The 10,718-nt window shown below is 66.6% G+C and carries 10 protein-coding genes; 3 read left to right on the top strand and 7 right to left on the bottom strand.

The annotated features are described in order from the left end of the window. The 6 genes from ACWEO7_RS30585 to ACWEO7_RS30560 all read right to left on the bottom strand — a co-directional run. Positions 1-775 (bottom strand): carbohydrate ABC transporter permease (locus ACWEO7_RS30585; protein WP_452428349.1); only part of this gene is annotated, 775 nt, incomplete at its 3' end. 71 nt (positions 776-846) lie between these two features. After that, the gene (locus ACWEO7_RS30580) at positions 847-1,776 is read right to left on the bottom strand and encodes a carbohydrate ABC transporter permease (protein WP_452428343.1); all 930 of its coding nucleotides are present in this window, start codon (positions 1,774-1,776) and stop codon (positions 847-849) included. Positions 1,777-1,942: 166 nt separating this feature from the next. Then, complete coding sequence (locus ACWEO7_RS30575) at positions 1,943-2,845, bottom strand: L,D-transpeptidase (protein ID WP_452358262.1); 903 nt, start codon at positions 2,843-2,845, stop codon at positions 1,943-1,945. Positions 2,846-3,153: 308 nt separating this feature from the next. Then, positions 3,154-4,527 (bottom strand): cytochrome P450, encoded by a 1,374-nt coding sequence (locus tag ACWEO7_RS30570; RefSeq protein WP_452428341.1) that lies wholly within the window; start codon positions 4,525-4,527, stop codon positions 3,154-3,156. A gap of 47 nt (positions 4,528-4,574) precedes the next feature. Continuing rightward, positions 4,575-5,810, bottom strand: a complete 1,236-nt coding sequence (locus ACWEO7_RS30565) for a serine hydrolase domain-containing protein (protein WP_452428347.1) — start codon at positions 5,808-5,810, stop codon at positions 4,575-4,577. Positions 5,811-5,885: 75 nt separating this feature from the next. Then, positions 5,886-6,311: a DUF6764 family protein gene (locus ACWEO7_RS30560; protein ID WP_452428339.1), complete on the bottom strand. Its 426-nt coding sequence runs from the start codon at positions 6,309-6,311 to the stop codon at positions 5,886-5,888. A 186-nt stretch (positions 6,312-6,497) separates the two neighbouring features. On the opposite strand from ACWEO7_RS30560, the gene lppU reads away from it, so the two are divergent. Beyond that, positions 6,498-7,121: an LppU family putative lipoprotein gene (lppU, locus tag ACWEO7_RS30555; protein WP_452428337.1), complete on the top strand. Its 624-nt coding sequence runs from the start codon at positions 6,498-6,500 to the stop codon at positions 7,119-7,121. A gap of 41 nt (positions 7,122-7,162) precedes the next feature. Next, positions 7,163-8,608, top strand: coding sequence for an MFS transporter (locus ACWEO7_RS30550; protein ID WP_452428335.1), 1,446 nt, complete (start codon positions 7,163-7,165; stop codon positions 8,606-8,608). 53 nt (positions 8,609-8,661) lie between these two features. Here ACWEO7_RS30550 and ACWEO7_RS30545 read toward each other — a convergent pair whose 3' ends face one another. Next, entirely contained in the window at positions 8,662-9,336 is a 675-nt protein-coding gene (locus ACWEO7_RS30545) for a S1 family peptidase (protein ID WP_452428333.1), read from the bottom strand. A gap of 525 nt (positions 9,337-9,861) precedes the next feature. Between ACWEO7_RS30545 and ACWEO7_RS30540 the strand changes: the two genes are divergently transcribed. Further along, a complete protein-coding gene (locus ACWEO7_RS30540) occupies positions 9,862-10,716 on the top strand; it encodes an MlaE family ABC transporter permease (protein WP_063016949.1) in 855 nt (284 codons plus the stop codon). Positions 10,717-10,718 lie beyond the last annotated feature (2 nt).

Below are 10,718 nucleotides of genomic sequence, written 5' to 3'. Positions count from 1 at the left end.
ACCGACCCAGGCCGTCACCCCGGCTCCCCCCGAGTCCCTTCCACGAACCCCGTAACAAGATCCGCGCAAAGGATGGTGCCCTAGTGACCGGTCCCCAATTCGTGACGCTCGGGTTCTCGGTGTTCTGCAACAAGGTCAGGCCGACCGGCAAGGTGGCGACCGTCGTGTCGTCCGCCATCAGGAAGGGCCAGAGGTATTCATTCCATTCGTTGACCAGCGTCACCACCGCGAAGGCGACCATGGTCGGCCCGGACATCGGCAGCACCACCCTGGTGAGCAACCGCCACCAGTTCGCGCCGTCCATCCGCGCCGCCTCGATCACTTCCGAGGGCAGCGAGAGAAAGTGATTGCGCATGAGGAAGGTGCCGAAGGCGACGCCGCAGAGCGGAATGATGATGCCCTGAAAAGTATTCCGCCAGCCGAGCTGAGCGATCAGCGCGTAGTTGGAGATCACCGTGATCTGGTTGGGCACCATCAGCGCCGCGATGATCACCAGGAATACCACCGTCTTGCCCGGAAAGCGCAGGAACACCAAGCCGTACGCGCTGAATACGCCGAGCACGAACTTCACCACGGAGACGACGGCGGTGACGATCAGCGAATTGCGCAGGAAGGTCCAGAACGGCAGCGTCGTGGTGGCCTCCCGGTAGTTCTCCGGGTGCCAGCTGTGCGGCCAGTACACGGCGGGCTGCACGTAGATGTCGGGCCTCGCCTTGAACGAGGTGATGAAGATCCAGAACAGCGGGACCCCGACGATGATCAGCACGCATGCCATCGCCGCGTAGCCGAGTAGAGTCACCGCCCGCTGCCTGCGCCGATAGGAAAGCGTCCGCACGCCCGCGTCTTTCACTGCTGTCCCCGATCCATGACCCGCACCTGCACCAGCGTCACCGCGAGCAGCACCAGGAACATGACGGTGGCCACGGTCGCGCCGTAGCCGGCCCGGAAATTGCGAAATGACTCCTGGTAGACCTGGTAGACCATGGTCGTCGTGCCGGTGCCGAGCGGGCCGCCGCGGGTCATGACGTTGATGATGTCGAAGACCTGCAACGAATTCAGCAGCACCGTGATGGACAGGAAGAAAGTGGTCGGCCGCAACTGCGGCAGCAAGACCTTGGTGAACGTCGTCCAGGAGCTCGCGCCGTCGATCTGCGCGGCTTCCATCAGATCGGTCCGGATCCCTTGCAGCGCAGCCAGATAGATGACGAAGGTATAGCCGAGATTCTTCCAGATGTAGGTCACCGTCACCATGAACAGCGCCCACCGCGGATTCTGGTAGAAGTCCGGCACGTCGTGCACGCCGAGCCGGTGCAGTGCGTCCTGGATCAGGCCGAAGCTCGGATCGAAGATGAACTGGAAAGCTACGCCGATGGCGGCGCCGGAGATGACGAACGGCGCGAAGATCGCCGAGCGGACCACGTTGCGGCCGAACAGCTTGCGATCCAGCAGCAGCGCCAGCGCCAGTCCGAGCACCATGCTGCCCGCCACCGCCGCGAGGGTGAACACCACGGTGTTGGTGACGATGTCCCAGGAATCCGGCCTGCTCCACCATTCGCGGTAGTTGTCGAAACCGACGAATGTGGCGACCGGATCGGAGATGTTCCAGTCGAACAGCGACAGCCGGATGTTGTCGATCAGCGGCCGGTAGACGAACAGCGCCAGGAGCGCGAGATTCGGCAGCACCAAGACCAGGAACAGGGCGTAGTCCTGCCAAGGACGGTGGCGCAGACCGCGTCCCGGTGGCTGCGGCAGTACTCGCTCCGGCCTGGTACGCACGGCGGTGACTCTACGGACCGGAGCAAACAGCCGGTTACGATCGCCCGCCGTCGCGCTGAACTTCTCGCGCACGGGCCAAGTAGAGCAAAAGCCGAACACTACGATCGGCTACTTCGAGCAATTGATCGTAATGTTCGGCTTCGCGCCGCTGCGGGGTTACCGCAACTTAGTTCCAGTCCCCCAGGCCGTCACTCGCGCTGAGCGTGCCGCCCTGGGTGTTCTGCACGATCACCGGGTCGCCGCGGCGCGCGTTCTCGAAGAACCACTTGGCGTCCTCGGTGCTGACGTTCAGGCAGCCGTGGCTGGCGTTGGAGACGCCCTGCTGGGCGACCGACCACGGCGCAGCGTGCACGAAGATGCCGCTGTTGGAGATGCGGGTCGCGTACTCGACCTCGAGCTTGTAGCCCTCGGGGTCGGTGACCGGAACGCCGTAGGTCGACGAGTCCATGGTCATCTTGCGCAGCTGCTCGCCGACGATGTAGGTGCCGTTCGGCGTCTCGTGCTTGGGCTTGCCCATCGAGGTGGGCATTTCTTTCACCACCTCGCCGTTGCGGGTGATGGTGATGGTGTGCGTCTCGTCGTCGGCGGTGGTCACGAAGGCGTCGCCGATGCGGAACGAGCTGGTGGTGCCGCCCGCCTGCACCTGCACGTCGGTGTTGTCCGGCCAGAACTCGTCCGGCCGCCAGCGCACCTGCTTGTCGCCGCGCCAGTAGAAGTGTCCCGGCGCGGACTTCGAGGCGGTGATCTTGATGGCCTTCTCGGCGGCGGCGTGATCGGCTACCGGTTCCTTGAAGGTGATGATGATCGGCTGCGCGACGCCGACGACCTCGCCGTCGGCGATGTTGATCGAGGGCGGAGCGAAGTTGGCCTGCGGCTCGGGCTCGGTGGCAGCGGCGGCCGAGCCGGTGCCGAGCCCCGGAGGAAGCGGTTCGGCCTGAGCAGGCGCGACGAGCAGAACACCGGCTGCCGCGATCGCGGCCGACAGCAGGACGCCCTCGCGCATCCGGCGGGCTAGCCGCGCTCCCTTGCGGGGAGCAGGCGACGACCCGGTGTGCAAAGCGGCATGCATAGGTTTCTCGTCCATTCCATCTCTCGCGCGCACGCGAGCGCGCGCGTAGCGAGATTTCTTCATTTCAGCGCGGAGCCAGAAGAGTGCCGCACTGGTATCGACGGCCCGACCCGTCGTCCATTCCTACCGTCCGGACGCGCGTCGAATCCACCCGCGTTTCAGATTGATGCAGCACCAGTGCTTGTTGTGGCATGAGTCACAAACGCTCGGATTGGGTATCGAAGCGGGCAAATGTGCCGGTCACGACGGATCAGACAACCTTGGGGCGCAGTCCATCAGTTGACGAAAGATGGTTCACAGCAAACTTATTAGTGACGAAGCTCACTGACCACGTCGAACAAAATCGGGCGATGCGGACCGGTCGCGATATTGTGCGGCACCGAGAGCGGGACGCTTCCGCGCGCATACCGCGGGGCGAGCCGCAGGCTTACCCGCGCCAGGATGGTGGCCAGCGCGATCCGTAACTCGTAGTCCGCGAGGGTCGCGCCGATGCAGCGCCGATGGCCGCCGCCGAACGGCGCGAACTCGAACGGCCGGTAGCGGCGGTCGACGAAGCGGGACGGGTCGAAGCGCCCCGGGTCGGTCCATACCTCGGGATCGGAGTGCAGCAATGGCACCGCTATCCCCATCGTCTCGCCCGGGGCGAGCGTGACGCCGCGCAGCGCGAACGGTTCGGTCAGCCGGCGCAGGACGATCGGTACCGGCGGGTGCATCCGCAGGGTCTCCTGGCAGACGGCGTCGAGGTAGGGCAGTGCGGCCAGCTCCGCCGGACCGGCCTCCCGACCAGCGTCGTCGAGCTCACGCCGCAGGCGGGCCAGTGGCTCCGGTGCGCGGTGCAGCCGGAACAGTGCCCAGACCAGGGAGGTCGCGGTGGTCTCGTGCCCGGCAACCAGCAAGGTGCGTATCTGCTCGCACAACTCATGATCGGCGTCGTCCGGGTAAGCGGACAGCAACATGTCGAGCACGTCGGCGGATGGTGTGTCGGGGTGCTGACGCCGGTGTGCGATGTCGGCTCGGATCAACCGATCCAGTCGCTCGCGCGCGGCGCGGAACCGGTCCCACGGCCCGTGCCCGTGCAGTCCGCGGCGCAGCGTGGGCAACAGCAGCAACGGCCCGGAGAACGCAGTGATGAAGTCCGTCACCGCGGCGGTGTACTCCGCTTGCCGCCGCGGGTCGTGTGCACCGAACACCACCGTCGTGATCACGCGGAGCGTGAGGGCTCGCGCCGCCGCCCGCGCGTCGATACGCGCACCCGCCGCCCACTTCTGACCGCTCTCTCCGGCCAGCTCCCGTACGGTGGCTTCCTGGATCAACGCGCCGTACTCCCGTATCCGGGCACTGTGAAAGGCGGGGGTGAGCAGGGCGCGGTCGCGGCGATGGCGCTCGCCCGAAGCCAGGATCAGCGACGCGGCGCCGACCATCGGTTCGATCGGATTCGGACGCGGCGGCTCGGAGAACATCACCGGCGAGCGGAACAACTCGCGGGCGCCGGCGGCCGTCCCGGTGAACAGCACCGCGCCGAAGCCGGGAAATCGAACGTAGAACGGGTCGCCTTCCCGCGCCCTGCGCCAGCGGAAGTACCGCTCGAAATCGCTGCCCGCGGCCAGGGCGTGCAGTACGGTCGCGCGCGGCACACGCGGTCCCGCCCGGCAGGCACCCGCTTCGGTTCGTAGTGTGCTCACGTCGTCCATACCGAGAAACACGAGGCCGCGACCGGAGCGGTTCGACGTTAGCCCGCGGCCTGCTTGTGCTTGCGCACCGTGCCCTGCGCCGTCGCCGCCAGCCGCGCGAGCCTGGCGTCGCCGAGCGCGGTCACCATGCTGCCGAGCCCGTTGGTCACGAACGCGATCGACATGCGGAGATCCGGATCGGCGTACGCGCCGGACCCGCCGACGCCGTAGTGGCCGAACGCGTGCCTCGGCTGCTGCTTGGACATCAGGACCGGGCGGTGGTAACCGAGTGTGAAATGAATCGGCACACCGAGTACGTAGTCACGGCTCTGGGTGGGCTGCACCTGCCCGATCGTCTCGATCGTCCGCGGATCCAGGAACCGCACGGTCTGCTCGGCGCCGACACCGGGCGGCTTCCGGTCCGCATTTCCCGCGTAGACCACGCCGCCGTTGGCCAACGCGCCGTACATACGCGCCAGTGCGCGCGCGGAGAACACGCCATTCCAGCCCGGCATCACCGAGTCGTGCACCCGGGGGTCATGGACCAGTTCGTCGAAGCTTTCCGGCATGCCCGCCTCGGCGAGGCCGCGCACCGGTCGCACCCAGGACAGTACGGAGGAGGCGGTGTTCCAGCGGATTCCCGGCGGTCCGAGGTGGCGGTAGATCTTGGCGATCCGGTGCCGTTCGGATTCCGGGACGCGGAACCAGTACTCGTCCATGCCGAGCGGCTCGGCGATTTCGGTGCGCAACACCTCGGTGAACGGTGTGCCCGTCGCCCGCTGCACGAGTTCGGCGACCAGCCAGCCGAAGGTGATCGCGTGATAGCCGGAGGTGCGGATGCGCCGGGGGTCCGCCGGACTCTCGGCCAGTGCGCGGACCACGGCGTCGTAGTGCAGGATGCCTTCGCGGCCGGGAACCAGGCCGCGCACCCGATGCAAGCCGGCGCGGTGGCAGAGCACGTCTCGGACGGTGATGTCGTCCTTACCGTGCGCGGCGAACTCCGGCCAGTACTCGGCCATCGGAATGTCGTAGTCGATCAGACCCCGTTCGGCCAGGCGGTGGACGACCGTCGACGCCACGCCCTTGCCGGTGGAGAAGGTCAGCGCGACCGTATCGCCGTTCCAGCGCCGCTCCTTGTCCGCCCAGCCGGCCCAGATATCGACCACCGGCTTGCCGTCGAGGTAGACCGCGAGCGCCCCGCCACCGCGCGCAGGCTGAGCGAACAGGCCGAAGAACTGATCTGCCAGCCGGATGAAACGCGGATCGACCAGCATTTCATGCGGCGCCGACAGCATTCCGCTGGCCGAATCGGCGGGTTCGAAGTCGTCCGCCGCCATTGCCGAAACCATGGGGTCACCTCCTGACCGCCGTTAGCCGGGCTGGTCAACCAGGGTAACCCGTTCCATGGGTGCGCCAGAGCCCAAAAGGCGTGGCGAGGCACGCGTCGCCGCTGTCGGCATTCCACGCGAAGGCCGCCGCGCCCAGACAGACGACCGTCTGTTCGCGACGGGGACCCCGCCCGCGCCCTCGCTCGCACCGACGCCTCCCGCCGCGCCGACCCCGATGGCCGTCGCGCCCGAGGTCGCGTTGGCGTAGCCCACACCGTCGATCCCGGTGGCACGGGCCTGGCCGTAGCTATCGGTCGCCGCGCGGCAGGCCGTCTCCCCATCGATGAGGGTGACATCGGTTCCGTGCTCGGATCGGCAGTGCACATCGGTGGCGGCAGCCATACCCGGAACGAAGAGGGAGCCTCCGATCGCGGCGGTCGAACACACGATTGCGCTGATCAGCTTCACCGGGGACTCCTCTCACACCAGAAAACCCACCATACCCAGAGCTGTTGGCGGCGGTTCGTTTCCGGTTCCGGCTCGACGTGCGCTCGGTCGATGGTGTATTCATGGCGTGGTATTTCAAGCGCAGCATGGCAACTTCGGATCACGGGGGCGTGAGTTCGCCGGCGTTACAGCTCGGGAGGACTGTACGTGTCTCGTCAACTGACCTGGGGTCGTCTCGCTTTCGCCGGATTGGCCGTCGCGGCCGGATTGTCGCTGGTCGGCTGCACTTCCACGATCAGCGGTACCGCCCAGCCTGCCGTGGACGGGACGATCGACGCGGTGTCGGTGACCAACACGCCGAAGCCGTCCTCGGGCAGGCCGACGCCGAGCACCAGCAAGCCGACGCCGAGCAAGCCGGGCGGAAACACCGATTTCGACGCGAGCATCGGCGACTGCGTGAAGCTCGGCGGCACCACCACCAACGCCACCATCGAGAAGGCGTCGTGCGGCAGCCGCGAGTCGAACTACAAGGTGATCGCGAAGGCGGCGAAGAGCTCGCAGTGCAGCAGCGACGCCGACAACTACTACGCCGAGACCGTCAATGGCATCGAGCAAGGCGCGCTGTGCCTGGACATCGACTGGGTGGTCGGCGGCTGCATGGACGTCGGCGGTGACGACCCCAAGCGCATCGACTGCACCGGTTCCTCCCCGGTGAAGGGCGTGAAGGTGGTCAAGCGCGTGGACAGCGCCGATGACGTGAACGTCTGCGGCAGCGGCACCGGGTACGTCTACGACAAGCGCCGTTTCGTCATCTGCGTCCAGGAACTCTGACCCCGACTTCCCAACGCCTGCCTGCCACTAGGTTGGGGTAGGTGAGCACCACCGAGCTACCGCGGCTGCGGTCGGGCACCGGTCGTTGGATCCTGCTGGCCACCATCCTCGGATCGTCGGTCGCCTCGCTCGACGCGACGGTCGTCAACATCGCGCTGCCGCGTATCGGGGAATCACTGGACACGGATGTCGCCGGGCTGCAATGGACGTTGAACGGCTACACCCTGACCCTCGCCTCGTTCATCCTGCTCGGCGGGTCGCTCGGCGACAAGCTCGGCCGCCGCCGGGTGTTCGTCTGGGGCACCGTGGCTTTCGCGGTCGCCTCGGTGCTGTGCGGCGTCGCGACGACCATCGAGCTGCTGGTCGCGGCCCGGATCCTGCAGGGCGTCGCGGGTGCGATGCTCACACCGGGCAGCCTGGCTCTGATCTCCTCGTCCATCGATCGCCGAGATCAAGGCGCGGCGATCGGCCTGTGGTCCGGCTTCGGCGGTGTGGCGGGCGCGCTCGGCCCGTTCCTCGGCGGCTGGCTCATCGACATCGCGGGCTGGCGCTCCATCTTCTTCCTCAACGTTCCGCTGACCCTCGTGGTCGTGCTGGTCGCGTTGCGGCATGTGCCGGAGAGCCGCGATCCCGACGCCGCCCCCGAACTCGACGTGCCCGGCGCACTGGTGGTGGCGCTGGCGCTCGGTGCGCTGACCCTCGGACTGATCGACAAGATGCCCGTCCTCGTCGTGGCAGGCGTCGTGCTGCTACTGGCGTTCGTCGTGATCGAACTGCGCAGCGACCACCCGCTGGTGCCGCCGTCGCTGTTCGGCTCGCGGGTGTTCACCGCGGCGAACCTCGTGACGCTCGCGGTCTACGCAGCCCTAGGTGGCGTGTTCTTCCTGTTGGTGCTGGAACTGCAACTGGTGGCCGGGTACTCGCCGCTGATGTCCGGCGTCGCGACCGTGCCGATCACGTTGATCATGCTGGCCCTGTCGGCTCCCGCCGGGCGCTGGGCGCAGCGGCACGGACCGCGCATCCCGATGACCACGGGACCGCTGCTGGCGGCGGCGGGCCTGGTGCTGTTGCGGCGCATCGGGCCCGACACCACATATCTCACCGATGTACTGCCCGGTGTTCTCGTCTTCGGGCTGGGGCTCGCCGCGCTGGTCGCGCCGCTCACCGGTGCGGTGCTCGGCGCGGTGCCCGCGAGCGAGGCGGGCATCGCCTCGGGCGTGAACAACGCCGTGGCGCGCACCGCGCAACTGCTCGCGGTGGCGGCGCTGCCCGGACTCGCCGGCATTTCGGGTGCGCTCGGCGATCCGGCCGCCTTCGACCAGGGCTTCGCCACCGCGATGTGGCTGTGCGCCGGGCTGTTGGTGACCGGCGCGGTGCTCGCCGCCGTCTTGCTGCGTCCCGTGCGGCACGCACCCACGCTGGACAGCGTCGACTGCATGCCGCAGTGCGCGGTCGCGGGTCCGGCGGTGGCGCCGAGCGAAAAATGAGCGGCCCGAACGCGTCGCTCGCGTTCGGGCCGCTCGTCGGGATTCGCCGGCGATCAGATCGGGATGTAACCCGCCCCGACACCGCCGCGTCCGTTGATGTCGGCCATGATCGCGCTCATGTTGGTCCCGACCTCAGGACCGAAGCAGGCGATGGCCAGGTAAGCGTTAACCATGCCGACCAGCGTCGTACCGACGACGACCGGCGCACCGGAGTCGCCTTCGACCACGCACATCTGGCTCCAGGTCTCGACGTTCGTCCGGAAGACGTCACCCCAGGCGAGACCACAGGTGTTGCCGGTCGTGCGCCCTTCCTTGCAGACGATCTGCGGGAAGCTGGCAGGCGCACCGATTCCGGTGATGGTGACGTTGCCGACCCGGTTCACCGGAGTGATCTTGCCCGGATCGAACTGGATGACGGCGTAGTCGAGATCATGGTTGGAGTAGGCGAACCGGCCGATCACGCCGGAGCCCCGATCGGATTCGGCGTAGACCTGTGCGCCAGGGTCGCCGCAGTGACCTGCGGTCAGGCCGACCAGACGGCCCGCGTTGTCGTGGCCGACCGTCGTGACCGTGCACTCGAACTGGTTGTCGATGATGATGCCGGATCCACCGCCCAACACCGGCGGGCCCGGGTCGGCGTTAGCGGCCCCTGTGCCCGTGCCGAGCAGCGCCGCGCCCAGGGCGACGGCGAAGGCGGCGTTGGCCACCTTGGCGAGTTTGCTGAACATGTCCCTCCAGACGTCGGAAGCCCGCACGATATCAATCTGTCGCACCCATCGTGTCAGTAATCGGTCTCGGGCGCGTCACCACTACGGGGTTGTCCCCACTGCTCGGGGCTTCAATCCTATTTCATACAACTGTGATCAAATGTATCTTACGAGCCTAATAGCGATTCGCTATCTCAATTGTGAAAATCGCGTGGCCGTTCGTGCCTCGGTGATAGTAAGGAGGCGTCGCGTTGGTCTCCGGAAACAAATCCGATTTTCGATGAGAATTATCCAAAGTAATTCGCCGAATGGCCGGAAGCGATCGGGCATTCCCGCAGTTCGGCTGTAGCTTGTGCCAGAGCTGGGCTGGTCAACTTTGGTGTCGTTCCCAATGTTCCGCGCCCTAACCATTGCTTTCCGGCGACGGTGAGGAACATCTATGACTGCGATCACAACGGGATGGTGTGTTCTGCACTACTCCGTAGTAAGGTGCGTCAAGCAAACGAGTCGCCGGGGCTACCAACCGGCGTCGAGGAGGATTAGCCAGTGCAGTCGACCGAGAGTCCACCATCAGGGTCACGGTTCAGTGGTGCGGTCGATTGGACGAGGTCTTACTGGCAAGATCATCCCAAGCGTTCGCTGGAGACCTTCGGCAGACAGATCACGATGGGCTTCGCCGCTGTCGCCGAACTGTTCGTCTCGATTTTCCGCAGGCGCTTCCCCTTCGGTGAGTTCGTCCGGCAGTGCGCGTTCATGGCCAGCGTCTCCGCGGCGCCCACGCTGCTGGTCGCCATCCCGATCGGCGTCATCGTCTCGATCCAGGTCGGCTCGGTCGCCGGGCAGGTCGGCGCCACCTCGTTCATCGGCGCGGCCAACGGCCTCGGCATCATCCAGCAGGGCGCTCCGCTGGTCACTTCGCTGATGATCGCGGGCGCCGTCGGCTCGGCGGTCTGCGCCGATCTCGGCTCGCGCACCATCCGCGAGGAGATCGACGCCATGAAGGTGATGGGCGTCGATCCGATGCGCAGGCTGGTCGCTCCGCGCCTGGGCGCGGCGATGCTGGTGAGCGTGCTGCTGTGCGGCTTCGTCGTCTTCGTCGGCTTCTTGACCGGCTACATCTTCAATATCTTCGCGCAGAACGGTACGCCGGGTTCCTACGTCGGCACCTTCTCTTCGTTCGCGGTTACCACCGATCTGCTTGTCGCTCTGGCGAAATCGCTGATTTTCGGTCTGCTGGCGGCAATCATCGCCTGCGACACCGGATTGAACACCCGGGGCGGTCCCGGCGGTGTCGCGAACTCGGTGAATTCCGCCGTGGTGAGCTCCGCCATCATGCTGTTCGGGGTGAACCTCATCATCACCCAGGTTTACAACGCACTATTCCCGTCACAGGTGGTCTGACC

It is taken from the genome of Nocardia sp. NPDC004260 (assembly GCF_053603155.1).
This window is presented reverse-complemented; position numbering and strand designations above follow the sequence as displayed.

What these genes read in the sequence shown, in the direction of transcription:
- ACWEO7_RS30545 (WP_452428333.1), bottom strand. Translation starts at nt 9,336, where the DNA reads ATGTTCAGCAAACTCGCCAAGGTGGCCAACGCCGCCTTCGCCGTCGCC.
- ACWEO7_RS30575 (WP_452358262.1), bottom strand. Translation starts at nt 2,845, where the DNA reads ATGCATGCCGCTTTGCACACCGGGTCGTCGCCTGCTCCCCGCAAGGGA.
- ACWEO7_RS30565 (WP_452428347.1), bottom strand. Translation starts at nt 5,810, where the DNA reads ATGCTGTCGGCGCCGCATGAAATGCTGGTCGATCCGCGTTTCATCCGG.